The 24,875-nt window shown below is 58.6% G+C and carries 26 protein-coding genes; 17 read left to right on the forward strand and 9 right to left on the reverse strand.

What is annotated here, in order from left to right; all coding sequences use genetic code 11:
* Nucleotides 1–150: 150 nt before the first annotated feature.
* The 8 genes from XMD517_RS14485 to XMD517_RS14520 all read left to right on the forward strand — a co-directional run bounded on the left by XMD517_RS14485 (nucleotide 151) and on the right by XMD517_RS14520 (nucleotide 7,589).
* Entirely contained in the window at nucleotides 151–717 is a 567-nt protein-coding gene (locus XMD517_RS14485) for a F0F1 ATP synthase subunit delta (RefSeq protein ID WP_368493340.1), read from the forward strand.
* A complete protein-coding gene (gene atpA / locus XMD517_RS14490; RefSeq protein WP_173485279.1) occupies nucleotides 717–2,255 on the forward strand; it encodes a F0F1 ATP synthase subunit alpha in 1,539 nt (512 codons plus the stop codon). Before XMD517_RS14485 ends, atpA begins: the two co-directional genes overlap by 1 nt.
* A 14-nt stretch (nucleotides 2,256–2,269) precedes the next feature.
* A complete protein-coding gene (locus XMD517_RS14495; protein ID WP_173485280.1) occupies nucleotides 2,270–3,145 on the forward strand; it encodes a F0F1 ATP synthase subunit gamma in 876 nt (291 codons plus the stop codon).
* Between the two features lie 18 nt (nucleotides 3,146–3,163).
* A complete protein-coding gene (atpD, locus tag XMD517_RS14500) occupies nucleotides 3,164–4,588 on the forward strand; it encodes a F0F1 ATP synthase subunit beta (protein ID WP_173485281.1) in 1,425 nt (474 codons plus the stop codon).
* Between the two features lie 58 nt (nucleotides 4,589–4,646).
* The gene (locus tag XMD517_RS14505; RefSeq protein WP_055188438.1) at nucleotides 4,647–5,054 is read left to right on the forward strand and encodes a F0F1 ATP synthase subunit epsilon; all 408 of its coding nucleotides are present in this window, start codon (nucleotides 4,647–4,649) and stop codon (nucleotides 5,052–5,054) included.
* Nucleotides 5,055–5,274: 220 nt separating this feature from the next.
* Nucleotides 5,275–5,784, forward strand: coding sequence for a hypothetical protein (locus XMD517_RS14510; RefSeq protein ID WP_173485282.1), 510 nt, complete (start codon nucleotides 5,275–5,277; stop codon nucleotides 5,782–5,784).
* 197 nt (nucleotides 5,785–5,981) lie between these two features.
* Entirely contained in the window at nucleotides 5,982–7,184 is a 1,203-nt protein-coding gene (locus tag XMD517_RS14515; protein ID WP_173485283.1) for an MFS transporter, read from the forward strand.
* A gap of 54 nt (nucleotides 7,185–7,238) precedes the next feature.
* Nucleotides 7,239–7,589, forward strand: coding sequence for an H-type lectin domain-containing protein (locus XMD517_RS14520; protein ID WP_173485284.1), 351 nt, complete (start codon nucleotides 7,239–7,241; stop codon nucleotides 7,587–7,589).
* 207 nt (nucleotides 7,590–7,796) lie between these two features.
* Here the strand turns inward: XMD517_RS14520 and XMD517_RS14525 are convergent, their stop codons facing one another.
* The gene (locus XMD517_RS14525) at nucleotides 7,797–8,810 is read right to left on the reverse strand and encodes a ribose-phosphate pyrophosphokinase (protein WP_173485285.1); all 1,014 of its coding nucleotides are present in this window, start codon (nucleotides 8,808–8,810) and stop codon (nucleotides 7,797–7,799) included.
* A 104-nt stretch (nucleotides 8,811–8,914) separates the two neighbouring features.
* Here XMD517_RS14525 and XMD517_RS14530 point away from each other — a divergent pair, with 104 nt between their 5' ends.
* Entirely contained in the window at nucleotides 8,915–9,514 is a 600-nt protein-coding gene (locus XMD517_RS14530; protein WP_173485286.1) for a 2-hydroxychromene-2-carboxylate isomerase, read from the forward strand.
* A 7-nt stretch (nucleotides 9,515–9,521) separates the two neighbouring features.
* Entirely contained in the window at nucleotides 9,522–10,349 is an 828-nt protein-coding gene (locus XMD517_RS14535) for an alpha/beta fold hydrolase (protein ID WP_173485287.1), read from the forward strand.
* A 113-nt stretch (nucleotides 10,350–10,462) separates the two neighbouring features.
* Here the strand turns inward: XMD517_RS14535 and XMD517_RS14540 are convergent, their stop codons facing one another.
* The 6 genes from XMD517_RS14540 to XMD517_RS14565 form a co-directional block, all read right to left on the reverse strand.
* Nucleotides 10,463–11,512, reverse strand: a complete 1,050-nt coding sequence (locus tag XMD517_RS14540) for a low specificity L-threonine aldolase (RefSeq protein WP_173485288.1) — start codon at nucleotides 11,510–11,512, stop codon at nucleotides 10,463–10,465.
* Entirely contained in the window at nucleotides 11,512–11,964 is a 453-nt protein-coding gene (locus XMD517_RS14545) for a YcgN family cysteine cluster protein (RefSeq protein WP_055188453.1), read from the reverse strand. Before XMD517_RS14545 ends, XMD517_RS14540 begins: the two co-directional genes overlap by 1 nt.
* A gap of 4 nt (nucleotides 11,965–11,968) precedes the next feature.
* The gene (locus tag XMD517_RS14550) at nucleotides 11,969–12,265 is read right to left on the reverse strand and encodes a Dabb family protein (protein ID WP_055188455.1); all 297 of its coding nucleotides are present in this window, start codon (nucleotides 12,263–12,265) and stop codon (nucleotides 11,969–11,971) included.
* Nucleotides 12,262–13,215 carry a bifunctional riboflavin kinase/FAD synthetase gene (locus tag XMD517_RS14555; protein ID WP_173485289.1) on the reverse strand — a complete coding sequence of 318 codons (954 nt, stop codon included), beginning with the start codon at nucleotides 13,213–13,215 and terminating at the stop codon, nucleotides 12,262–12,264. Before XMD517_RS14555 ends, XMD517_RS14550 begins: the two co-directional genes overlap by 4 nt.
* A gap of 168 nt (nucleotides 13,216–13,383) precedes the next feature.
* Entirely contained in the window at nucleotides 13,384–13,821 is a 438-nt protein-coding gene (locus tag XMD517_RS14560; RefSeq protein ID WP_173485290.1) for a MaoC family dehydratase, read from the reverse strand.
* Between the two features lie 116 nt (nucleotides 13,822–13,937).
* Nucleotides 13,938–14,813 carry a TIGR01459 family HAD-type hydrolase gene (locus XMD517_RS14565; protein ID WP_173485291.1) on the reverse strand — a complete coding sequence of 292 codons (876 nt, stop codon included), beginning with the start codon at nucleotides 14,811–14,813 and terminating at the stop codon, nucleotides 13,938–13,940.
* A 118-nt stretch (nucleotides 14,814–14,931) separates the two neighbouring features.
* Here XMD517_RS14565 and XMD517_RS14570 point away from each other — a divergent pair, with 118 nt between their 5' ends.
* Nucleotides 14,932–15,723 (forward strand): M48 family metalloprotease, encoded by a 792-nt coding sequence (locus tag XMD517_RS14570; protein ID WP_173485292.1) that lies wholly within the window; start codon nucleotides 14,932–14,934, stop codon nucleotides 15,721–15,723.
* Between the two features lie 101 nt (nucleotides 15,724–15,824).
* Here the strand turns inward: XMD517_RS14570 and XMD517_RS14575 are convergent, their stop codons facing one another.
* The gene (locus tag XMD517_RS14575; RefSeq protein WP_173485293.1) at nucleotides 15,825–16,745 is read right to left on the reverse strand and encodes a manganese-dependent inorganic pyrophosphatase; all 921 of its coding nucleotides are present in this window, start codon (nucleotides 16,743–16,745) and stop codon (nucleotides 15,825–15,827) included.
* A gap of 254 nt (nucleotides 16,746–16,999) precedes the next feature.
* On the opposite strand from XMD517_RS14575, the gene XMD517_RS14580 reads away from it, so the two are divergent.
* The 6 genes from XMD517_RS14580 (at nucleotide 17,000) to XMD517_RS14605 (ending at nucleotide 23,317) form a co-directional block, all read left to right on the forward strand.
* Complete coding sequence (locus XMD517_RS14580; protein ID WP_173485294.1) at nucleotides 17,000–17,650, forward strand: DUF2161 family putative PD-(D/E)XK-type phosphodiesterase; 651 nt, start codon at nucleotides 17,000–17,002, stop codon at nucleotides 17,648–17,650.
* 72 nt (nucleotides 17,651–17,722) lie between these two features.
* On the forward strand, nucleotides 17,723–18,829 hold the full coding sequence (locus XMD517_RS14585) for a cytochrome-c peroxidase (protein WP_173485295.1): 1,107 nt from the start codon (nucleotides 17,723–17,725) through the stop codon (nucleotides 18,827–18,829).
* A gap of 218 nt (nucleotides 18,830–19,047) precedes the next feature.
* Nucleotides 19,048–19,335 (forward strand): co-chaperone GroES, encoded by a 288-nt coding sequence (locus XMD517_RS14590; protein ID WP_173485296.1) that lies wholly within the window; start codon nucleotides 19,048–19,050, stop codon nucleotides 19,333–19,335.
* A gap of 41 nt (nucleotides 19,336–19,376) precedes the next feature.
* Nucleotides 19,377–21,026: a chaperonin GroEL gene (groL, locus tag XMD517_RS14595; protein ID WP_173485297.1), complete on the forward strand. Its 1,650-nt coding sequence runs from the start codon at nucleotides 19,377–19,379 to the stop codon at nucleotides 21,024–21,026.
* A gap of 207 nt (nucleotides 21,027–21,233) precedes the next feature.
* Nucleotides 21,234–22,382 carry a hypothetical protein gene (locus XMD517_RS14600; RefSeq protein WP_173487955.1) on the forward strand — a complete coding sequence of 383 codons (1,149 nt, stop codon included), beginning with the start codon at nucleotides 21,234–21,236 and terminating at the stop codon, nucleotides 22,380–22,382.
* A 173-nt stretch (nucleotides 22,383–22,555) separates the two neighbouring features.
* A complete protein-coding gene (locus tag XMD517_RS14605; protein WP_173485299.1) occupies nucleotides 22,556–23,317 on the forward strand; it encodes an alpha/beta fold hydrolase in 762 nt (253 codons plus the stop codon).
* Nucleotides 23,318–23,440: 123 nt separating this feature from the next.
* Here XMD517_RS14605 and hemN read toward each other — a convergent pair whose 3' ends face one another.
* Nucleotides 23,441–24,796 (reverse strand): oxygen-independent coproporphyrinogen III oxidase, encoded by a 1,356-nt coding sequence (gene hemN, locus XMD517_RS14610; RefSeq protein WP_173485300.1) that lies wholly within the window; start codon nucleotides 24,794–24,796, stop codon nucleotides 23,441–23,443.
* Nucleotides 24,797–24,875 lie beyond the last annotated feature (79 nt).

Consider the following 24,875-nt stretch of genomic DNA (forward strand, 5'->3'; position numbering starts at 1 on the left):
TGGCGTTAAACCCGTGCAAGCCTGTTGCGAGATTGGGAATTCCTTGCTACATCCCGACCCGATTTAGATGACACGCGAAAACCGCGGCATCTGTAGGCCGCCCCGATGTGCTTAACGGCACGTCACAAAGGGGCTCAAGACATCGGAAGGGTGGACGTGTCCGAACCAGTCGCGATCTCTGCTGGAATTGCCCAGCGATATGCCACGGCCGTTTTCGAACTGGCTAAGGAAGGCAAAGACCTGAAAGCTGTGGAAGGGGATATCGACGCCCTGGACGCAGCTCTCGCCGATAGTGCCGATTTCCGCAACCTGATCACTTCGCCGGTTGTAACCCGCGAAGAACAGGGCGCCGCAATCGCCGCCATCGCCAAGAAAATGAAACTTTCGCCAATGGTGGCAAACACGCTGGGTCTGATGGCCCAGAAGCGTCGTTTGTTTGCTGTGCCTCAACTGGTCGCCGCGCTGCGCGCGCTGATCGCCGAGGACAAGGGTGAGGTGACCGCTGAGGTGACTTCGGCCAAGGCCATGACCAAGGCGCAACAAGACAAGCTTGCCAAGGCGCTCACGGGCTCCATTGGCAAGGATGTGAAAGTGAGTGTGGCCGTTGATGAAAGCCTCATCGGCGGCCTCGTCGTGAAAGTGGGCTCGCGCATGATCGATACGTCGATCAAAGCCAAGCTCAATGCATTGCAGAATTCCATGAAAGAGGTCGGATAATGGGTATCCAAGCAGCAGAAATCTCTGCGATCCTTAAGGACCAGATCAAGAACTTTGGCCAGGACGCCGAAGTTGCTGAAGTTGGTCGTGTGCTCTCCGTCGGTGACGGTATTGCCCGCGTGCACGGTCTGGACAACATCCAGGCCGGTGAAATGGTCGAATTCCCCGGTGGTATCCGCGGGATGGCCCTGAACCTCGAAGCCGACAACGTTGGTGTTGTTATCTTCGGTTCGGACCGCGACATTAAAGAAGGCGACACCGTCAAACGTACGAACGCCATTGTGGACGTGCCCACCGGTGACGAACTTCTGGGTCGCGTTGTGGACGGTCTGGGCAACCCGATCGACGGCAAAGGCCCGCTGAACGCGAAAAAGCGTGGCGTGGCTGACGTGAAAGCCCCGGGCATCATCCCGCGTAAATCGGTTCACGAACCGATGGCAACCGGCCTGAAATCGGTTGACGCCATGATCCCGATCGGCCGTGGCCAGCGCGAGCTGATCATTGGTGACCGTCAGACCGGTAAAACCGCCGTTGCTCTGGACGCGATCCTGAACCAGAAATCCTACAACGACGCCGCCGGCGACGACGAATCCAAAAAGCTGTACTGCGTCTATGTCGCCGTCGGCCAAAAGCGTTCGACCGTTGCCCAGCTGGTGAAGAAACTGGAAGAAACCGGCGCGATTGAATATTCGATTGTCGTGGCTGCTACCGCATCCGACCCGGCGCCCATGCAGTTCCTGGCACCCTATGCCGCAACCGCCATGGCCGAGCACTTCCGTGACAATGGCCGCCACGCGCTGATCATCTATGATGACCTGTCGAAACAGGCCGTGTCCTATCGTCAGATGTCGCTGCTGCTGCGTCGTCCGCCGGGACGTGAAGCCTATCCGGGTGACGTTTTCTATCTTCACTCGCGCCTGCTGGAACGTTCGGCCAAGCTGAACGAAGATTTCGGCGCCGGTTCGCTGACCGCTCTGCCGATCATTGAAACCCAGGGCGGCGACGTGTCCGCGTTTATTCCGACCAACGTGATCTCGATCACCGACGGTCAGATCTTCCTGGAAACCGAACTGTTCTACCAAGGGATCCGTCCCGCTGTGAACACCGGTCTGTCGGTGTCGCGCGTTGGCTCCTCGGCCCAGACCAAAGCCATGTCTTCGGTTGCCGGCCCGGTGAAACTGTCGCTGGCTCAGTATCGCGAGATGGCAGCCTTTGCTCAGTTCGGCTCGGACCTTGATGCCGCAACCCAGCAGCTCCTGAACCGTGGTGCCCGCCTGACCGAGCTGATGAAGCAGGCCCAGTACTCGCCGCTGACCAACGCAGAAATCGTCTGCGTGATCTTCGCCGGGACCAATGGTTACCTCGACAAGATCGACGTGTCGGAAGTGGGTCGTTTCGAAGCTGGTCTTCTGAACCACCTGCGTTCGAACCACGCAGATCTGCTGGCAGATATCACCAACAATGACCGTAAGGTTAAAGGTGAGCTGGAAGACAAAGTCAAAGCTGCGCTGGACGCGTTCGCCGCTGACTTCGCTTAAGGGGGGCTCAAACGATGCCCAACCTTAAGGACCTCAAAAACCGGATCGAAAGCGTGAAATCCACGCGGAAGATCACGAAGGCCATGCAGATGGTGGCCGCCGCAAAACTGCGGCGGGCACAGGAAGCTGCCGAAGCAGGTCGTCCCTATGCAGAACGGTTCAACGCCGTTCTGGGTAGCTTGGCGGCCGCCTCGGCCGGGGGCAATGCCCCTGCGCTTCTGGCAGGCTCGGGTTCCGATCAAGTCCACATGCTTGTGGTCATGACCGCCGAACGCGGCCTCTGCGGTGGCTTCAACTCGTCGATCGTGAAGATGGCGCGTGCAAAGGCAGCTGAGCTGACGGCCAACGGCAAGACGGTGAAAATCCTGACGGTCGGCAAAAAAGGCCGCGAGCAGATGAAGCGTGATTTCGAAGACCAGATGGTGGACCATGTGGATCTTTCGGCTGTGCGCAACGTCGGCTATGCCAACGCACAATCCATCGCCCATGACCTCATCCATCGTTTCAACGAAGGTGAGTTCGACGTGGCGACGATCTTTTACAACAAGTTCGAAAGCGTGATCAGCCAGATCCCGACCGCGACGCAGGTCATCCCGGCCAGCTTCGACGCGCCTGAAGAGGGTGCGGATGCATCGGTGGTCTATGATTACGAACCGTCGGAAGAAGGCATTCTGAAAACGCTGCTGCCCTCGGGCGTGGCCACCCAGATCTTCTCGGCGCTTCTGGAAAACGCGGCGTCAGAGCAGGGCGCGCGGATGTCCGCCATGGACAACGCAACCCGCAACGCTGGCGAAATGATCGACAAGCTGACCATCGAGTTCAACCGCTCGCGTCAGGCTGTGATCACCAACGAACTTATCGAAATCATTTCGGGCGCCGAGGCGCTCTAAGAAATCGGAGAAACGACAATGGCAAATGCAAAAGGTAAGATCACCCAGGTGATCGGCGCCGTTGTAGACGTTCAGTTCGAGGATGCCCTTCCCGAAATTCTGAACGCACTCAACACCGACAACAATGGCAACAAACTGGTTCTGGAAGTGTCGCAGCACCTCGGTGAAAACACCGTGCGCTGTATCGCTATGGACGCCACCGAAGGTCTGGTTCGCGGCGCCGCCGTGGAAGACACCGGCGCACCGATCTCGGTTCCGGTTGGCAACGCCACCCTGGGCCGCATCCTGAACGTGGTTGGCGAACCCGTGGACGAAAAAGGTCCGGTTGAAGCCAAGGAATACCGCGCCATCCACCAGCCTGCTCCTGAATTTGACGAGCAAGCCACGGAATCGGAAATCCTCGTCACCGGCATCAAGGTGATCGACCTGCTCGCCCCCTATTCCAAGGGTGGTAAAATTGGTCTGTTCGGCGGCGCCGGCGTGGGCAAAACCGTTCTGATCATGGAACTCATCAACAACATCGCAAAAGTGCACTCGGGCTACTCGGTGTTTGCGGGTGTTGGCGAACGGACCCGTGAAGGCAACGACCTTTACTGGGAAATGATCGAATCGAACGTTATCAAGCCGGACAACCTGGAAGAAAGCCAAGTGGCCCTGGTTTACGGTCAGATGAACGAACCTCCGGGGGCACGTGCTCGTGTTGCTCTGACCGGCCTGACCCTGGCTGAACAGTTCCGTGACCAGTCCGGCACCGACGTTCTGTTCTTCGTCGACAACATCTTCCGCTTTACCCAAGCGGGTTCCGAGGTGTCGGCCCTTCTCGGTCGTATCCCCTCCGCTGTGGGCTACCAGCCGACGCTGGCCACCGACATGGGTGCGATGCAGGAACGCATTACCTCGACCAAGCAAGGTTCGATTACCTCGATCCAGGCCGTCTACGTTCCCGCAGATGACCTTACCGACCCGGCTCCGGCAACCACCTTTGCTCACCTCGACGCCACGACCGTTCTGTCGCGTGCGATCTCTGAGCTCGGCATCTACCCGGCTGTGGACCCGCTCGACTCGTCGTCGCGGATCCTCGACCCGCAGATCGTTGGTGAAGAGCACTACAAGGTTGCAAACGACGTTCAGCAGATCCTCCAGCGCTACAAGTCGCTGCAGGACATCATCGCCATCCTCGGCATGGACGAACTGTCGGAAGAGGACAAGCTGACCGTGGCCCGTGCCCGGAAAATCCAGCGTTTCCTCTCGCAACCCTTCGACGTGGCAAAAGTGTTCACCGGCTCGGACGGTGTTCAGGTTCAGCTCGAAGACACGATCAGCTCGTTCAAAGCTGTTGTGGCCGGCGAATATGACCACCTGCCGGAAGGCGCCTTCTACATGGTTGGCGGCATCGACGAAGTGATCGCCAAAGCCGAGAAAATGGCCGCTGACGCCGCTTAATCGGATGCGCGACGGGGTGGGGCAACCCACCCCTGACCATCCTGAAAGGAGACCCTAAATGGCAGATACGATGCAATTTGATCTGGTGTCGCCCGAGCGCAGCCTGGCCTCGCTCAAGGCAACCGCCGTTCAGCTGCCCGGGGCAGATGGCGACATGACGGCCATGCCGATGCACGCGCCGACCATCACCACGCTGCGTCCCGGCATCGTCAAGGTGGAAAGCCCCGAGGGCAACGCCGAATATGCCGTGACCGGCGGCTTTGCGGAAATCACCGCAGAAGGCACCTCGGTTCTGGCCGAACGCGCCGTGCCGGTGGCTGAAATGACCCAAGAGGTCGTGGACAGCTTTGTGCAGGACGCCGCCAACGCGACGGAAAACGCCACCGCCGAGAACCTCGACGAACTGGCCAAACGCACCGTCGACATCGCCGCCATGGCCAGCGAACTGGGCCTTTCCGCCCGCTAACGCGCAGCCAAACGGCCCCCGGACAAACCGGATAAAGATAAAAAAACCCCGCCCAAGTGGCGGGGTTTTTTGTTGGGCGGTCTACACGAATGTGTATTTTCCGCCGCACCCGTGAAATCTACTCCATTTTCTCTGCGCCTTATATTGGCCCAGTTCGTCGGATATCTCGGCTTTAAGCTAAGTTGAATATCAATCACGTTTTGAGGTGAGGATCCTGATTTTGAACAAGCAAGAAATTATGCACCTGCTTAATGATACCCGGCAGGAATTTGTCCATCTCAGAACCAATGGACAAGTAAAACTACCATTCATACCCGGCTCACAGATGAGTGTTCAGTTTGACCCATCCAATATCTCAATCAATGAAGTAGCGGATGCCGTTGGTGCAATTTCTGCGCGCCGTATCGGGCGGCAAAAAGAAGCAGAAAAAGCCCTGTTTCGGTCATGCATGCAGTCGTTTGAGGATTGCGAGGAAGACTTTGAAACGCCCCAGAAGCAGTTGGATTGGGAGGCGGAACAAACGGCTGCATTTGATGCACCGAAAGTGCCAAAAAGGCGGCGTGACATTTGGAAGCTCGTCAGATTTACGACCATTCAAGTGGAAATATCAACGGACCCTGCGCCTCTTTCCGGGACAATCGTGTCGTTGTTTGCTGAATGTGCTTGGGATGGGGAGCATGGGGTCGCATTACACTACACCTCCGGCAAGCGTTTGATCAAAGCAGGGTGAGCGAGGTTATAAAAACACTGGGCGGAGTCACAGTTTTTCTATTTTGCCCCCCCCTGTAAAACTTTAAACTTTCCCCTTCCACCCCCCTAAAAACTTTAAAGTTTCGCCTTCCCGGCCCCTCAAAACTTTAAAGATTGCAACCCGCGCGGCTTCCGGTCAGAACTTGACCCATTGGTTAATACTCACCGGACCCCCCAATGAGAAATCGCGCCGCCCTTTGGTTCATCCTTGCCACCCTGTTCCTTGATGCGATCGGGGTCGGGATCGTGTTTCCGATCATGCCGGATCTGATGGCAAAAGTGGGGGCGGGCAGTACTGCGGACGGGGCGTTCTGGGGCGGCATTCTGATGGCGTCCTATGCCGGGATGCAGTTCCTGTTTGCGCCGATTATCGGTGGTTTGTCAGATAGTTACGGGCGGCGTCCGGTGCTGCTGTTGGCCCTTGTGGCCCTATGTGTGGACTATGTCATCATGGCGCTGTCGACCACGTTTATCTGGCTTTTGATTGGTCGTGCCATGGCCGGGATTGCCGGGGGGACCTATATCACCGCCACGGCCTATCTTTCGGACATTTCGAAACCCGAGGAGCGCGCGGCGAATTTTGGTCTGATTGGCGCAGCGTTCGGCATCGGTTTTGTCATCGGACCTGCCATCGGTGGGGTGGTGGCCAGCTGGCATATCACCGCTCCGTTCTGGCTATCTGCGGCCATGGCTGGTATCAATGTCCTGTTTGGAATTTTCGTTTTGCCAGAAAGCCTTAGCAAGGAAAAACGACGCAGCTTTGTGCGCCGGGACCTCAATCCGTTCAGCTCTATTCTGGATGCGTTCCGCCTGCCGGGGCTGGGGCTTCCGCTGATCCTTCTGTTCCTGTTTGAGTTTGCCAATATGGTCTATCCCACCCTCTGGGCGTTCTGGACGCGCGAGGTATTTGGTTGGGGCACGGCGCTGATTGGCCTGACACTGGCGGCCTATGGGGTCGGGATCACCTTTACCCAGGGCGTGGTGATGCGGTTCATGATTCCACGCTTTGGGGAGTTTAAAACGCTCATCTTTTCAATAGGTTGTGCGATAGCTGCCTTTGTTGTCTTTGGCCTGACTGCAAGTGTGATGGTGATGTTTTCCTTCCTTCTGGTCGCGGCCCTTTCGGATATGGCGCCACCGACAATGACAGCGCTGATGGCCAATCGCGTGGCCGAGGACCGGCAGGGATTGTTGCAAGGGGTCATCGCCTCTCTTGGCTCGATCTCCGCCGTGATTGCCCCTATGGTCATGACCGGCATGTTCCAGTTTTTCGCCACCGAAGAGGCGGTTCTTTACCTGCCCGGTGCGCCCTTTCTATTCTCGGGCCTGATTGTGATCGTAATCTTCCCCCTCTTCTTCAGATTGCGCAGAATGCCTTGAAAACGCCTGAATTCTTTGGCTTATTGGCATGAAAGGAAATTTTCAGGTTCAACCATGAGGACATTTGATCGCAACTTATTGGGCGTCGAACAGGGCAGTCGCGTTCTGTTTTCCGATTTTGAACATGACGGCGATATGTGGACCGGAGAGGGACCGCGAGAGTTCCGCGCGTCGGTCAGCTTCAATGGGCGTTTTGCCGAAGTGCCGGTCGTGCAGGTAAGCATGTCCATGTGGGATATGTCCTGCAACACCAATCTCCGGGCGGATATCTGTGCTGAAAACGTCACCCATGAAGGGTTTGAGATCGTGTTCCGGACCTGGGGGGACACGAAGGTCGCCCGTATCCGTGCCGACTGGCTGGCGATGGGGCCGATGCCGGATCCGGATAATTGGGATGTAGAGTAATCCCTGGTGCGTAAAGCATTTCGGGACCAGCCGCAGACATAGGGTATTCCCGACACGCCCACATCATTGATAGCTCGTGCCGCAATTCGATTTTCCCTTTTCGATCTCCCCTTTGTGGGGTGAAAACGAATGGCTTTCGGTGGAATGGAAAAGGGCCCTGACGGGCCCTTCTGTTTGAACAAAGTTCTTTCAACGCCTTGAAAACGCTCAGGTATACATGCCTTCGTAAAGCGGTTCCAGCGTGTCATGGTCAAAGAGTGACGAAACCGACATGCCGCCCCAGATGTTCTGGATGGCCTGCGCAAAGATCGGTGCGGTGGGCACGATGCGGATATTCGGTGCGTTCTGCACGGCCTCGGTGGGTTCAATCGAATCCGTGATCACCAGTGATTTCATCACCGATTTGGTCACGCGTTCCACGGCCGGCCCAGACATGACGCCATGGGTGATATAGGCATGCACTTCGCTGGCGCCCTGTTCGATCAGAACCTCGGCGGCCTTGCACAGGGTGCCTGCGGTGTCACAGATGTCGTCGACGATGATGCAGCGTTTGCCGGTCACGTCGCCAATCACGGTCATTTCAGCCACTTCCCCGGCCTTTTCGCGGCGCTTGTCCACGATGGCAAGCGGGGCGTTGATGCGTTTTGCCAATTCGCGGGCGCGGGCCACACCGCCCACGTCGGGTGAGATGACCATCACCTCGTCGAGGCAATCCTTGAAATGGTGTTTCACGTCGAGGGCAAAGACCGGGCTGGCGTAAAGGTTGTCCACCGGAATATCAAAGAACCCCTGGATCTGGGTGGCGTGCAGGTCCATGGTCAGCACCCGCTCGATGCCCGACTGGGCGATCAGGTTTGCCACCAGCTTGGCCGAAATCGGGGTGCGGGCCTTGGTGCGGCGGTCCTGACGGGCATAGCCGAAATAGGGGATCACGGCGGTGATGCGGGCGGCGGAGGAGCGGCGCAGCGTGTCCGAGATGATCAACAGCTCCATCAGGTTGTCATTGGCCGGGTTCGAGGTCGGCTGGATGATGAACATATCCTCGCCGCGAACGTTTTCGTAGATCTCGACAAAGACCTCCTGATCGTTGAAACGTTCGACGCGGGCATCCACCAGCCCCACACGTTCGCCGCGATGAAGCGACATGCGTTTGGCAACAGCCTTGGCCAGCGGTTGGTTGGCATTGCCAGAGATGAGTTTCGGTTCGGTGATCGACGGCATGGTAGCTTCCCCAAGTGGCCCGTATGACAGAATCGTGACGATGACCTCCCTTACCACCCGCACAGATTCCTTTAAACAGGTTGCAGGAAAGAGGAGGGATTATTTTGGCCCATATCGACTATTATTTCACGGTTCTGTCCCCCTGGGCCTATCTGGCCGGGGCGCGGCTTGAGGAGATCGCAGCGCGGCACGGGGTGGGCATCACCTACAAACCGATGGACATCATGGCGATTTTCGAGCGGATGGGCGGGCAGAAACCCGCAGATCGCCATCCCAGCCGGATGGACTATCGGATGCAGGAGCTGAAACGCTGGTCGGCAGAGCTGGGCATGGAGATGAACCACACGCCCGCTTTCTGGCCAACCAATCCCGCCCCCGCCTCCTACGCGATCATTGCGGCGGCGAAAGCGGGCGGTGGTGATGTGGGCGCGCTGGTGCAGGCCATTTTGCGTGCCACTTGGGCCGAGGAAAAGGACATCGCCCAAGACGAGGTGATTGGGGATGCGCTGGAGGCCCATGGCTTTTCACGCATGTTGACCATAACCGGGATGCTTGATGGGGCCGAAACCTATGCGTCTAACACCGAGGATGCGGTGAAAGCAGGCGTGTTCGGGTCGCCTTTCTATGTCACCGATGATGACGCAAGGTTCTGGGGGCAGGACCGTCTGGTCCAGCTTGACGCCCATCTCGCCGCCCGCTCATAAGCGAGGCATGAGCAAAGAGAGTTTTTCGGGCACGCAAACCTTTTGGACACGCATGGGGCAGGGCAGTCGCGAGGCGCTTTTGCTGCATTGTTCGCTGGCCCATTCCGGGGCGTGGCGCGGTGTGGCCCGCCTGCTGGATGATGACCTGTCGATGCTGGCACCGGATCTGCCGGGCCATGGGCAAAGCGGGGATTGGGACCCGCAGCGGGACTATACCGCGCAGGCGGTAGATGCGGTTTTAGGGCTTCTGGACCGTGAGGCTACTGGCCCCGTCGATCTGGTCGGGCACAGCTTTGGCGCAGTGATTGCGTTGCGCGTGGCGCAGATTGCCCCCGCAAAGGTGCGCAGCCTGACCCTGATCGAGCCGGTCCTGTTTGCGGCGGCAAGAGGGCAGGAGGTGTTTGACGCGCTGGATGGCTTCATGAACGGGGCTTTTGCCTCGGCGTTCCATGCAGGAGACCGGATCGAAGCGGCGCGTCTGTTCCACGGGCTTTGGGGCGGTGGCACCCCGTGGGAGCGGCTGCCGACCATTCTGCGCGACGATATGGCGGCGCGGATCCATCTGATTGTTGCCTGCGCCCCGGTGACCGGGGACGACCTTTATGGTCAGGCAGCACTCGGTGCGCTTGAGGCGCTGACAATGCCGTGCCTGCTGATTGAAGGCGCGCAATCCCCGTCGATTGTCGCAGCCATTCACGACGTCTTTGAAGCCCGCCTGCCGGACGTTCGGCGGGTGGTTGTCGAGGGGGCAGGACATATGGCGCCAATTTCCCACCCGCAACTGGTTTCTGAAGAGATCAGGCGACATCTTGAACATGCGTCTGTTGGGGGCTGATCCCCCATTTGCGGCCTGTTCCAGCATTGGCGCTGCGCTTGGTTTTTGTGCCTCCGGCGGGGATATTTCTGACCAGAAAATGATCCCCCATCAGGATGTGTCCGCCGGTGGCGTTATCCCCGGATCAGCGACAGAAACTGGTCGACGTTCTCATCCGTTGTGGCCCAGTTGGTGACAAGGCGCGCCTCCAGCGCCTCATCCGGGTCATCCCCGGCAAGGTCGTCATTCCAGACATAATAGGCTGCCCCTGCCTTGTGCAGTGTCTGGTGGGCACGGCGCGACCAGCGTGCAAAGCTGATATTGGCCTCGGGCTCATAGATGTAGGACGTGCCGTCGATCTGTTTTAGCCCCCGTGCCAGACGAGCGTTGGCAGCGTTTGCACGCGCCGCCAGATCCAGCCAGAGATTGTCTTCGAGATAGGCCAGCAGCTGTGCCGACAGGAACCGGTGTTTTGAGAAAAGATGCGCTCCGCGTTTGCGGCGCAATTCAAATTCCCAGGCATGTTTGGGGTCGAAAAAGATCACCGCTTCCGCACCCATGCAGCCATTTTTGGTGCCGCCAAAGCTCACTGCGTCAATGCCCGCTTTCCAGGTCATGTCAGCGGGCGAACAGCCGAGTGCGACCAGCGCATTGGCAAACCGTGCACCGTCCAGGTGGGTGGCAAGGCCGTAGTCTTTTGCGACGGATGTCAGCGCCGCGATTTGGGCCACGGAATAAACAGTGCCCCGCTCGGTCACATTGGTCAGCGATACCGGGCCGCGCTGCGGGCCATGCACGCCGCGGGTTTCTTCCTTGGCGATGCTGGTGCGCAGGCTGTCCGGTGTCATTTTCGCGTCCACAGAGGGCACAAGGGTGAGTTTCGCACCACCGGAATAGAACTCTGGGGCGTTGCATTCATCTTCGTGGATATGCGCCTCACCAGTGCAGAAAATGGTTTCAAAGGGCTGGGCCAGGGTGGCCAGTGCCAGTGAGTTGGCCGCAGTGCCGGTGGCAACCAGATAAACGGCTGCCTCGGGGGCTTCGAACAGGTCACGAATACGCGCGGTCACCTGTGCATTCAGGTCATCCGCCCCATAGGGCATGGCGTAGCCATCATTGGCGGCGGTCAGGGCGGCAAGGATGTCGGGATGCACCGGGCCGGTGTTGTCAGAGGCAAAGAACATCAGTGTGGCTCCTCGATCAGGTGATCTTCCCATTCTTCTTCCGGGACATCGAATTCCGGAATGGTCCAGCCTTTGACCGACCGGCCCTCCGCGTGCATCCGTTCCGGCCCGCCCGCAATCAGCGGATGCCAGTCGGCAAGGGGTTTGCCTTCATGGCGCAAGCGATAGGCGCAGGACGCGGGCATGAAATACGCAATTTCGGCAATGTTCCGGCGGCTCAGCACAATGCATTCCGGTACGAAATTCAACCGGATGTCATATTGGGCGCAACGGCAGGTGTCATTGTCCAGAAGACGGCAGGCGATGCGGGTAAAGACCACTTCGCCACTTTCCTCATCTTCCAGCTTGTTCAGGCAGCATTTCCCGCATCCGTCACACAGGGCTTCCCACTCGTCAGGGGTCAGATCCTGTAGCGGGCGTTCCCAGAATTTCTTGCGCAAAGCGGCAGCCATCGGGTCAGCTCTGACCGGTCAGGAAATCAGCCGACATGCGCAGATCCCGCAACGGGCGGACCTTGTCGATGCTGGCCTGATATAGGGGATGGGCCTTGAAGGCGGCCAGCTGCGTTTCATTGTCAAATTCGCCATAGACCACAAAATCCGGGTGTGTGCCGGGGATCGGGTCCGTGGCCAGATTGCGTCCGACTTCAAGAAAACGCTTGTGCGGGATGCCCTGCAACAGGTTCAACCCGTCAAAGATCTGGTCGCGATATTTCGCCTCGCGCGCAGTGAAGAACACGACATGCCGGATCATGTATCCCTCCGTTTGCGCGCAGTCAGAATGTCACGCGCGGTATCACAATCGGCGTTCATCTGGGTGATCAGCGCGTCCAGATTGTCAAAGACCCGCTCCGGGCGCAGATATTCGATCAGCGCCACCGACAGGTGCTCGCCATAGATGTCGCCTTTGAAATCAAACAGGAAACTTTCGATATTGGGCAGGTTTTCCCCGAACATCGGGCGGGTGCCCATTGAGGCGGCGCCCCCGTAAGTGCCCTGGTGCGGACCGGTGAGAATATCGACCTCAACCACGTAGACACCAAATTTCGGCGGGTGTAGCCCCGCGATAGACATGTTGGCAGTCGGATAGCCCAGATCCCGACCGCGTTGATCGCCCCGGATCACCTCGCCCTCGATCCGGTGCAAATGGCCCAGCATCCGCGCCGCATCCTGCGGGCGACCCTCGCTCAGTGCCTGCCGGATCGCGGTGGAGCTGACCTCCCGACCGGCATCCTCCATCAAAGGCGCAATGGTGACACCAAAGCCAAGTTCCTGCCCAAGGGCCACCAGATCATCAGCATGACCCGCGCGCCCCTGACCAAAGCAGAAATCCGCGCCGACAACCACATGGGCCAGCCCCAGACCGTCAACAATCACGTCCTGTGCAAATTCACGCGGTGTGAGGGCGGACAGCGTGTCGTTGAAGCTCAGCTCATAAAGCCGCTCGACCCCCAGCTTTTCCAGACGGTGCGCGCGCGCCTCCGATCCCATCAGGCGAAAGGGCGGGGCCTTGGGGGCAAAATACTCGCGCGGATGGGGTTCAAAGGTCATGACCCCAAGCGGAGCACCAGACTGGGCTGCCGCCTTGCGGGCAATGTCGATCACATATTGATGGCCCAGATGGACGCCATCAAAATTGCCAATCACCGCGGAAGCACCACGGTCTTCAGGGGCAATAAACTGATAGTCTCGAACGATGCGCATGAGGCTGCATTACCGCTCCCGCCGCGCCTGTGCAACCCCGGTGATCAGCTCGGATGACAGCAAATCTGCACCACTGCTTCTTCTTGGCACAAATACTCCGGGGTGAGCCTCAGAGAGGCGAGGGGCAGAGCCCCTCTTTGCCGGGCCTTCCGGATGTCGGTCCTGCTGTCATCCACGCTTCGGGGCAAGCACTTTGGCCTCGCCAGTCAGAACCGGCTTTCCGTCCACCAGGCATTCGGTCTTGAGCGTGGCACGACCTTTTGCCGGGTCCACCTCCATCACCGTTACCTCTGCAGTGACCACATCACCGGGACGCACCGGCGCTTTGAAGGCAAGGTTCTGACCAAGGTAAATTGTGCCATGACCGGGCAGTTGCTCACCGATCACAGCTGAAATCAGTCCGGCGGTCAGCATTCCGTGGGCGATCCGGCCCTTGAACATGGTGTCCTTGGCATAGTCGTCATCCAGATGCACCGGATTGCGGTCGGTGGACACTTCGGCAAACAGCTCGATATCGCGATCGGTCACTTCTTTGGTGAGGGTGCGGCACATGCCGACCTCAAGCTCGTCTGCGTGGATGGTGCCACGGGTGATCGTGTCTGACATGGATTTCCCTTTGCTGTCCTTTGATTGCCGTTCGGCGAGTAACAAAAGGACGCGACTTGCGCCCTGCGCGCAACAATATTACTTTGCGGCCGCAGAAAGCAAGAGGGGAATTTTCGTCAGCGCAAATACCCGATGGCAAAGCTGGGGCTGATTTGCTCATCTGCAACAAATTGCGCCAGCTTCACCGGGTCAGGCTGCGTCAAGGTGCCGGTTTCCTCGCGGGCCAGCCCGCCGGTGATGAACAGAGAGTCGATATCCTCTCCCAATGCGCCACGAATATCGGTGTGGATGCCATCGCCAATGGCCAGAATGCGCGCATTGGGGATATCGCACCCTTCGGCCAGCATGCGGCGGCGGGCAAGGTCGTAGATGGGCGGGTGGGGTTTTCCGAAGTAGAGGCTCTCACCCCCCATTTCCGTATACATACGCGCCACGGCGCCTGCGCACCATTCCCGTGCCTCGCCTCGGTCGACGATAATGTCCGGGTTGGCGCAAAGCAGCTTCGCCCCCATCTGTTTCGCCATCATCAGATCCGCGCGCCATGTGTCCGGATCTGCCATCGGGTCGAACGGCCCACAGCAGACGATGCCCTCTGCCTCTGCCACCGGAACGCGGGTGATTTCAACCGGGGTGTCAATCACCTGCATCGGCTCAAAGAACCCGGCGTCGCGCTCCCATTCGCCCATGAAATAGACCTTGTTGCCCACAGCCCCGGTGAACATCGCGGCGCGCGCGCTGTCGCCTGAGGTGGCGATCGTGTCATAGCAATCCGAAGGCACACCAAAGTCCGGCAATTGTGCTGCGACGCCCGCGCGCGGTTTGGGAGAGTTGGTCACCAGCACCACAAAGCCGCCGCCCGCACGATAGGCGCGCAGCGCGGCCACCGCCTCGTCAAAGGCTGTGATGCCATTATGCACGCAGCCCCAGAGGTCAACGAACATCGCGTCGTAGTTTGCAGAAATCTCGGACAGGGCAGTGATGATACGGGGCATGGGGATCCTTTTCGCTTATGTGCGGGATATGCCAAAACAAAGCTGGTTTGACCATGAATAATCGCTAAATCATATCAGAGTTTAGAGCATTGCGTTGAATTTGGAGAGGGGAGTGGCCATGGTGTCCAGCTTTGCATTCGGGTGTTGTCTGCGCAAACTGGTGATCGTGTCAGCGGTGGTTCTGGCGGGGTGTGCGACGACAACTGAGCTCCCAAAGACGCGGCAGAGCGATCAATCGCAGGCGCAGGAGCTTTATCATGCGGCGCAATATGAAAACGTGGGCAAACTGTCACGCAGTGCCGCGCTGGCCCGGTTCAACCGGGTGATGCCGCGGGTGCGCCATGCGGGGGTGCGATATTGTCAGAAGGTGCGTCCGGGCGGAAACACCGCCTTTTGCAATGTTGATTTCGGGATTGATGCAACGCTGAAAGACCCCAACGCCTATTTCACTTTCGACAACGGGCGACCCATTGTGCGTGTGTCTGTGCCGCTGCTGCAGGCAAGCGGGTCGGATGATGAAGTCGCCTTTGTGCTGGGGCATGAATATGGGCATATGCTCGGCCAACATATCCAGAAGTCGGTGCAGCAGGCGCAGGCTGGCGCGTTGATCCTGGGCGCGCTGACGGCTGCGGTGGGCGCAGATGTCACAGCGATTGAGGCCAGCATGGACCTTGGCGCTGCCATTGGTGGGCGGGCCTACTCGCAGGATTATGAGCTGGAGAGTGACGTCCTTGGCGCGCGTATTGCCTATGCGGCTGGCTATGACCCGGTCAAAGGGTTGCAGTTCTTTACCCGCGCTTCGGCACAGGGCGCTCAGGGGCAGGGAGGGTTTTGGTCCACCCACCCCGCAGACCGTCGCCGCGTGGAAACGGTGTTGGCCGAGGTGGATCGGCTGAAAGCAGGGCGGTGATCGCACGGACATGATCGGATGAGCATAATCGAACGGATCTGGCCCAAAAGAAAAAGACCCGCGACAGGCGCGGGCCTTTTGAGTGTTCCGAAAGGCAGTGATTACACAGCCAGGTTCGGGATGATCTGTTTCTTGCGGCTCATGATGCCGGGCAGGACCACGGTGTCGCCCTCGACGGTGGCGCCAAAGCTTTTCTCGGCCACGCCTTTCACCAGATCGTTCGGCACGAACAGGGTGGCTTCTTCGTTCAGGATGTCGACGACAAACAGCAGCACCTGATCCAGCCCGTCTTCCTTGGCGACCTCCGGCATGGCGGCGACCAGTTCTTCTTTGCGGTCGAGGATCATTTTCGGCGCGGTTGTTTCCAGCACACCTACGCGGAACTTCACCCCGTCCACTTCGTATTCTTTCGAATCGAGGCGGCAAAGCTCGGCGGCGGTGAAGGCGGAAACATCCGATTTCGCTTCGAACATTTCAGACGCATAGGCCGAGATGTCGATGCCCAGATCGGCGGCCAGTTTCTCGGTCACTTCACGGTCGTGATCGGTGGTGGTGGGCGAGCGGAATTCGAGCGTGTCCGACAGGATGCAGGTCAGCGCGGCGCCCTTGATATTGTCGGGCATTTTGGCGGCATCATCGCCCATCAGGTCAATCATGATGGTGGCGGTGCAGGCCAGCGGACGGATGGTGATGTCGATCGGACCTTTGGTCTCCAGGCCACCAACCAGCTTGTGGTGGTCGATAATGGCCTGCACATCCGCGCCGTTGATGTTGGCGGGCAATTCGGCGGGGTTGTTGGTATCAACCACCACGCAGGGCTGGCCATCGGCCACGTCCTCGATAATCTCTGGCAGGTCAAATCCCCAGCGTTCAACCATGAACTGGGCTTCGGTATTGGGGGTGCCAAGAAGAACGGGTTTGGCCTCGACGCCTTTCACTTCGTTCAGGTACCAAGACCAGATGATGGGCGAACCGGTGGAGTCGGTGTCGGGGGATTTGTGGCCGAAAACAAGCGTGGTCATGTGTTCATTCCGTCTTTGCAATAAGGGATTTGCGCGCCTTATACGGGCGTTGTCTGGGCTTGTCACCCGTGTTGGCGCTGACAGGGCGAGGGATTGTGATTTTGGTTGACGATTGGGCCTGATGGGCATTTCCTAGAAAACTAGAAAACTAGAAAACTAGAAAACTAGAAAACTAGAAAACTAGAAAACTAGAAAACTAGAAAACTAGAAAACTAGAAAACTAGTTTTCTGGTTTTGTTGGGGGCGGAACGCGGGTGAGCAGGATATCCGAAACTGATCTTTACCTGCCGGTCAAGGCTTGGCTCGAAGGGCTGGGATATGGGGTGAAGTCCGAAGTCGCCGGGGCGGATGTGGTTGCGCTGCGTGATGGCAGTGACCCGCTGGTGGTGGAGCTGAAAGCCGGGTTTTCCCTGACCCTTCTGCAGCAGGCTGTGGCGCGTCAGGCCATCAGTGATCACGTTTATGTGGCGGTGCCGCGCTGGTCAGGGCGGTCTGGGTGGCGCGCTTTCAAGGGAAATATCGGTCTGTGCCGCCGGCTTGGGCTGGGGGTTCTCTCGGTGCGCCTGAAAGATGGGTTTGTGCAACTTCATTGTGATCCCGCGCCCTTCCTTCCCCGTAAGTCCAAAGTGAAATCGGCGCGGCTGTTGGGGGAATTTGTCCGTCGTGACGGGGACCCCAATATGGGGGGGACCAATGGCAAGATCGTCACCGCCTATCGTCAGGATGCCGAGAAGCTCGCGACGCATCTGGCTGAGCATGGGCCGATGAAAGGGGCGGATCTGGCCAAGGCGACGGGCGTGGAAAAAGCAACGACCATGATGGCGGCAAACCATTATGGCTGGTTTGAACGGGTTGAGCGGGGCATTTATGGGCTGAGCGATGCGGGTCGGGTTGCATTAAGTTGACTGTTTTGATCAGGATCAATTCCCTTCCGACCCTTTCCACGGTAGGGAACAGGAATGTAACAGGAGTTTTCCATGCGTCGCCTTGCCTTTCTGATCAGTCTGACCGCCGCCACACCTGCCGCCGCCTTTGATACGCTGGAAGCGTTGGGGGAGGCGTTGTTTTTTGACGTCAACCTGTCGAAGAACCGCACGCAAAGCTGCGCCACCTGCCATGACCCCGAGGCTGGATTTGTCGATCCGCGCGGCCCGGTGTCGCTGGGCGATGATGGGGAAAGCCTGGGCGGGCGCACCGCGCCGACAGCGACTTATGCGATGATGACACCTGAATTTAGCCAGCTCGACGAGGGGGCCTGGGTTGGTGGCATGTTCTGGGATGGGCGGGCTGCAGATTTGGCCGAGCAGGCAGGCGGCCCGCCGCTGAACCCGATTGAAATGGGGATGCCCGACAAGGCGTCCGTGGTGGCACGCCTGCAGGAAAACGCCGACTACGTCAGCAGTTTCAAGGCGCTCTTCGGCGAGGAGATTTTTGCTGATGACGCCGCCGCCTATCGCGCCATGACACAATCCATTGCGGCGTTTGAAAAGACCGATCTGTTCGCCCCGTTCGACAGCAAATATGATCGTTTCCTGCGCGGTGAGGCCAAATTGACCGATCAGGAAGAACTCGGACGGGTTTTGTTCTTTTCGCAGCAATTTACCAATTGCAACCAATGTCACCAGCTGCGCCCATCCCCGATCGCGGCGAATGAGACCTTTTCGACCTATGAATACCACAATATTGGCACGCCAAAGAACCCGGCCTTAAGGGGGCTGTTGGGGCCAACTGGCGTGGATGGCGGGTTGATCCAGAACCCTGATGTGGTGGATGGCAAAGCCTCGGGCCGGTTCAAAACACCAACCCTGCGCAATGTGGCCGTCACCGGACCTTACATGCATAACAGCGTGTTTGAAGATCTGCGCACCGTGGTGCTGTTTTACAATCGCTACAACACCACCGACCCTGCGCGCCAGATCAACCCGGAAACCGGCAAACCCTTTGGCAATCCGGAAATCCCGATGAACCTGGCCAATGATATCCTGACAGATGGGCCCGCACTGGACGACAAGCGCATTGATGCCTTGGTGGCCTTTCTGAAAACATTAACGGATAAGAGGTATGAGTCCCTTCTGGAAGAGTGAGGGCCGCGTCCCTATATCTGCCCCTCCGGATGTCCAGGTGCATCCTGAAGCCAGCGGCGGCGTGACCTTGAATTTTCTTGCGTCCTCCTGTTGACAGCCCGGATATCCATGCCTAACTGTTTCGCCGTTAGCACTCTCCGAAGGTGAGTGCCAAAGCGCCGGCCCATAAAGGACCGCGCGCAAAACGGAAACGAAACTGAGCTTAGGGAGCCTCAGAAATGGCATTTACTCCGCTGCATGACCGCGTTCTGGTCCGCCGTGTTGAAAGCGACGAAAAAACCGCTGGTGGTCTGATCATCCCCGACAGCGCCAAAGAAAAACCCGCAGAAGGCGAAGTGATCGCCGTGGGTGAAGGTGCACGCAAGGACAGCGGCGAGCTGATCGCACCCGCCGTGAAAGCTGGCGACAAGGTCCTGTTCGGCAAATGGTCCGGCACCGAAATCACCATCGACGGTGAAGAACTGCTGATCATGAAAGAAAACGACATCATGGGCATTCTGTCCTGATCGTCTGACCAGATTTACCAAGAATTCTAGGAGCAAGCACAATGGCTGCTAAGGACGTAAAGTTCGCAACTGACGCCCGCAATTCCATGCTGCGCGGCGTGAATATCCTCGCTGATGCTGTAAAAGTGACCCTCGGCCCGAAAGGCCGCAACGTGGTTCTGGACAAATCCTTCGGCGCCCCGCGCATCACCAAAGACGGTGTGTCGGTTGCCAAGGAAATCGAACTGGAAGACAAGTTCGAAAACATGGGCGCGCAAATGGTGAAAGAAGTCGCCTCGCGCACCAATGACGAAGCTGGCGACGGCACCACCACCGCAACCGTTCTGGCCCAGGCCATCGTTCGCGAAGGTCTGAAGCAGGTTGCAGCTGGCCTGAACCCGATGGACCTGAAGCGCGGCATCGACCTGGCAACGGCCAAGGTTGTTGAAGGCATCAAAGCTTCGGCCCGCGACGTGAAAGACAGCGAAGAAGTGGCCCAGGTTGGCACCATCTCCGCCAACGGCGAAGCCGAAATCGGCCAGCAAATCGCAGACGCGATGCAAAAAGTTGGCAACGAAGGTGTGATCACCGTTGAAGAAAACAAAGGTCTGGAAACCGAGACCACCGTTGTGGAAGGCATGCAGTTCGACCGCGGCTACCTGTCGCCCTACTTCGTGACCAACCCGGACAAGATGATTGCTGATCTGGACGACTGTCTGGTTCTCCTGCACGAGAAGAAACTCTCGTCGCTGCAGCCGATGGTTCCGCTGCTGGAGCAAGTGATCCAGTCGCAAAAACCGCTGCTGATCATTGCCGAGGATGTGGAAGGCGAAGCGCTGGCCACTCTGGTTGTGAACAAACTGCGTGGCGGTCTGAAAATCGCCGCCGTTAAGGCTCCGGGCTTCGGCGATCGTCGCAAAGCCATGCTGCAGGACATCGCGATCCTGACCGGTGGTCAGGTGATCTCGGAAGATCTGGGCATGAAGCTCGAGAGCGTGACCATGGACATGCTGGGCACCGCCAAGAAGATCGAAATCACCAAAGACGAAACCACCATCGTCGACGGTGCTGGCGAGAAAGCCGAGATCGAAGCACGTGTTGCCCAGATCCGCACCCAAGCCGAAGAAACCACCTCGGATTACGACCGTGAGAAACTGCAAGAGCGCGTGGCCAAACTGGCTGGCGGTGTTGCCGTGATCCGTGTTGGCGGCATGACCGAAGTGGAAGTGAAAGAGCGCAAAGACCGTGTGGACGATGCTCTGAACGCAACCCGCGCTGCTGTGCAGGAAGGCGTGATCGTTGGTGGCGGTGTTGCTCTGGTTCAGGCTGGTAAAGCCCTGGAAGGTCTGAAAGGCGCAAACGCCGACCAGAACGCCGGTATCAATATCGTGCGTAAAGCCATCGAAGCTCCGCTGCGTCAGATCGCTGAAAACGCTGGCGTCGATGGCGCTGTTGTGGCTGGCAAAGTGCGCGAGTCGGAGGACACCTCGTTCGGCTTTAACGCTCAGACCGAAGAATATGGCGACATGTTCTCGTTCGGCGTGATCGACCCGGCCAAAGTGACCCGGACCGCTCTGGAAGATGCGGCATCGGTTGCCGGCCTGCTGATCACCACCGAAGCCATGGTTGCTGACAAGCCGGCCAAAGACGGTGGCGCCGCTGCTGGCATGCCCGACATGGGCGGCATGGGCGGCATGGGCGGCATGATGTAATCTGAATTTCCTCTGGAAATTCAGGTGCCGCAGGCAAGTGGTCGACCGGCCAGTTTGCCGAGCCAAGAAAAATAGGGAAATGGCGGTCTTTTGGCCGCCATTTTCTTTTGCGTTTCAACTGGCAAGAAATTTCACATTCCCTCTTACAAGTTTCTTATTAGCAGCATATGTTAATGCGCATAACATCCAACTTTGGCGGGGACAGCCATGTTTCGACCTTTTCTGATGACCCTTCTTTCCTCACTGCTCGTGATCACGGCACTGCCCTCCCGCGCGCAGGAGGTCTATCGCTTTGGAGATGACGCCTATATTGCAGGTGACAATGTGACCCTGTCGGGGGAGGCGGTGGACGATGCCTTTGTCGTCGGCAACACTGTGCTTATTTCCGCCCCGGTGCAGGGCTCGGCCCATGCCGGAGGGCGCTCCGTCTCAATTTCGGCGCCGGTTGGCCAGAATGTCTATGCCGCCGGGATCAATGTGAATGTCTCGGCTGAGGTCGGCCGGGATGCACAGCTTGCCGGGGATACCGTCCTCGTCGCGGCCCCGGTTGCCGGGGATCTGCGGGTGGCAGCGCAGCGGGCTGAAATCACCGCGAATGTGGGCGACAGCGCGCTTGTTGCAGCAGAGAACATCCTGCTCACAGGGGTGATCTCGGGGGATGCAAGCTTTGCCGCCGATAACATCTCCTTTGGGGAAGGCGCCCGGATTGATGGCACGCTTTACCTTTTTTCAGAAGATTCGGACGGGATCCAGGTGCCGGAGCATGTGGTTGCCGCCGACCGCGTTGAGCGCCATGCCGAAGCCGAGTTTGATGGGTCCGCAGATCCAAAAGGTGGGGCCAAGGCAAAGCCCGCGTCGGGGTCAGGCTGGTTTGCTTCTGTCATGAACACGGTTGGATCCATCCTCGTGCTGGCCGTGTTGGCCAGCATCGTGGCCTATTTCGCGCCTGGGTTCCTGATGGCTCTGCGCGACAGAACAATTGAAAGCCCGTTTCGTGCGATGTGGATGGGTCTTTTGGCAGTATCGGCCCTGACCGGGACCGTGTTTGTGCTAGGGGCAACGGGGTATGGGATCCTGCTGGCGCCGTTCACGCTGCTGGCAGCGGGCCTGCTTGCGGCCGCTGGCTATGTCATCGGCGCCTACCTGCTGGGGGTCTGGGTGGTCAAACTGGCGGGCCAGCCCCTGCCGGTGACATTTGCGGAACGCGCGGTCGCGGCCCTTTCCGGGGCGGCTGTCACCACCATTCTGGCGATGATCCCGGTGATCGGGTGGCCGCTGGTGCTGGCGGTGACGCTGGCCGGGGCAGGGGCCCTTGTAATCCGCTGGGTGGCGCCGGGCTTCTACACGGAAGTCTGAGCCGCGGGCTGCTTGCGAACCACGACAAAATGGGCACCTCAGAGCGTTTCGAACTTACCTGAAGAGGGGAAATCCGGAACGTATTGGGGTGTCCCTGACGTCAGGAGGCGCAAATTGGCGCAGTTACGCATCCTCCCCTCGCAATAACACCGCGCCCGCCCTAGATAATGAGAATGTTTGGTTCCTTTCTACCTGTTCTGACCCTGTCCCTGATGGCTCTCACCGCCTTTGCCCCGCCCGCACGTGCGGAATGTGTTGTGCTGTTGCATGGGCTTGCCCGCGGTCCGTCCTCCCTCTGGGTGATGGAAGAGGCGCTGGAACTTGAAGGGTATCAGGTGGTCAACCTGGGCTATCCGTCGACCGAGGCCAAAATTGAAACCCTTGTCGCGCAAGCGATCCCTCCGGCGGTGCAGGCCTGTGGAGCGCAGAAGATCAATTTCGTGACCCATTCCATGGGCGGCATTCTGGTGCGGGTCTGGTTGCAGGACAATCACCCGGACAATCTGGGGCGCGTCGTGATGCTGGCCCCTCCCAATCAGGGATCGGAGCTGGTGGATGCCTTTGCGGATCTCGAACCGTTTGAGTGGATCAACGGTCCGGCGGGGCTTGAACTGGGGACAGATCGGGGCTCAATTCCCAATCAGACGGCCCCCCCGGATTTTGAGTTGGGGATCATTGCCGGCAACCGCTCGCTCAACCCGATTTACTCGTCGCTGATCACCGGTGAAGATGATGGCAAAGTGTCGGTTGAAAACACCAAGGTAGAGGGTATGAAGGATCACATCGTCATGCCGGTGACCCATACGTTCATGATGACCAATCCACTGGTGATTGCACAGGTGCTCGCGTTCCTGAAAGAGGGCGCGTTCGCGCATGGTCTGACCCTTGGGGCCGTGATCGAAAAGGTGGCCCGTGAGTCCGGCTACATCGACTGACCCCGACTGCGCTGGAAGGTGGGAAGCCCGATTGATGGGGCAGGCCGCGCCCATGGCACTTGCCAAATGAAAAGGGCGCTCCCTGATGCAGGAGCGCCCTAAAATGTTTCGGGATGAGTGGCCTTAGACAGCCTGACTGTGGCCCGCCTCGTTCATCTCATAGGCATCGAAGTAGCGCGCAATGATCCGGGCCAGCGGATAGGCTTCCTTGCGGATCAGCATCTTGCTGCCCTCAAATTCAAGCGTCTCCGGCATCGCTTCGTCCAGCCCGTCGGCCATGGCGGCAAGGCGTGCAGGGTCGTCGTTCAACTCTTCTGCCACCTGCGCGAAATCAACCTCGAAATCGCACAGCAACAGTTCAATGATCCGGCCGCGCACCAGGTCTTCGTGATCGAAGGCATGCCCCTTGGCAGTGGTCAGCGTGCCCGCCCGCGCCGCAGCCTGGTATTTCGAGGTGGCCGGTTCGTTCTGCGCATACCCCTGCGGGTAACGCGAAATCGAGCTGGCCCCAATCCCGATCAGCACTTCCGAACTGTCTTCGGTATAGCCCTGGAAATTGCGGCGCATCGTGCCCGCCTTGTGGGCAGTGGCCAGCCCGTCGCCGGGTTTGGCGAAATGGTCGATGCCAATCTCGTCAAATCCTGCTTCAAGGAACAGGTTGCGGGCCGTGTTGAACAGCTCCAGACGACCCTCGGGGGTCGGCAGGGCCTCGGTCGGGATCAGGTTCTGACGGCGTGCCATCCAGGGCACATGGGCATAGCCAAACAGCGCCACCCGGTCAGGGGCAAGGCTGATCAGTTTGTTCACCGAGTCGGTGATCCGGGCCTCGTTCTGATGAGGCAGGCCGTAAAGGATATCCATGTTCAGGCTGGTGATGCCGCGCTCACGCAGGCCATCCACAGTTTCCTTCGTGATTTCATAGCTTTGCGGGCGGCCAATGACCTCCTGGATCATCGGATCGAAATCCTGCACCCCGATCGAGGCCCGGTTCATGCCCGCCTCAGCCAGCGCATCCAGACGTGCACCATCCACCTCTGAGGGGTCGATCTCGACCGAGAACTGCGCCTCATCCGCCAGGGGCATGGTGTCGAGAATCGCTGCCGTCAGTTCGGTGATCATCTCAGGCTGCAGCAAGGTGGGCGTGCCGCCGCCCCAGTGCAGGTGCTCGATCTTGACGCCAGGGGCCACAATGCCCTTCAGGGTGGCAAGCTCCTGTTTCAGCGTATCGAGATAGGCGCGCACCGGCTCTGCCGTGGCCGTGCCCTGGGTGCGACATGCGCAAAACCAGCACAAACGACGGCAAAACGGGATATGCACGTAAAGGGAAACCGTGTCACCTGAGGGGATCGCCTTGATCCAGTCGGCAACAACCTCCGGCCCGAAGCCGGGTTTGAAATGCGGGGCCGTCGGATAGCTGGTGTAACGGGGGACACGAGCGTCAAAAAGTCCGAGGCGTCTGAGTTGCGTAAGTGTCTGCATTCCAGTAGCGTGTACAGTGAAACGCGCCCATAACCTTGATCAGGATCAAGCAGATGCTTCATCTGCGAAATTTTTAGCC

Source organism: Aliiroseovarius sp. xm-d-517, assembly GCF_013283135.1.
GTDB classification, from domain to species: domain Bacteria; phylum Pseudomonadota; class Alphaproteobacteria; order Rhodobacterales; family Rhodobacteraceae; genus Aliiroseovarius; species Aliiroseovarius crassostreae.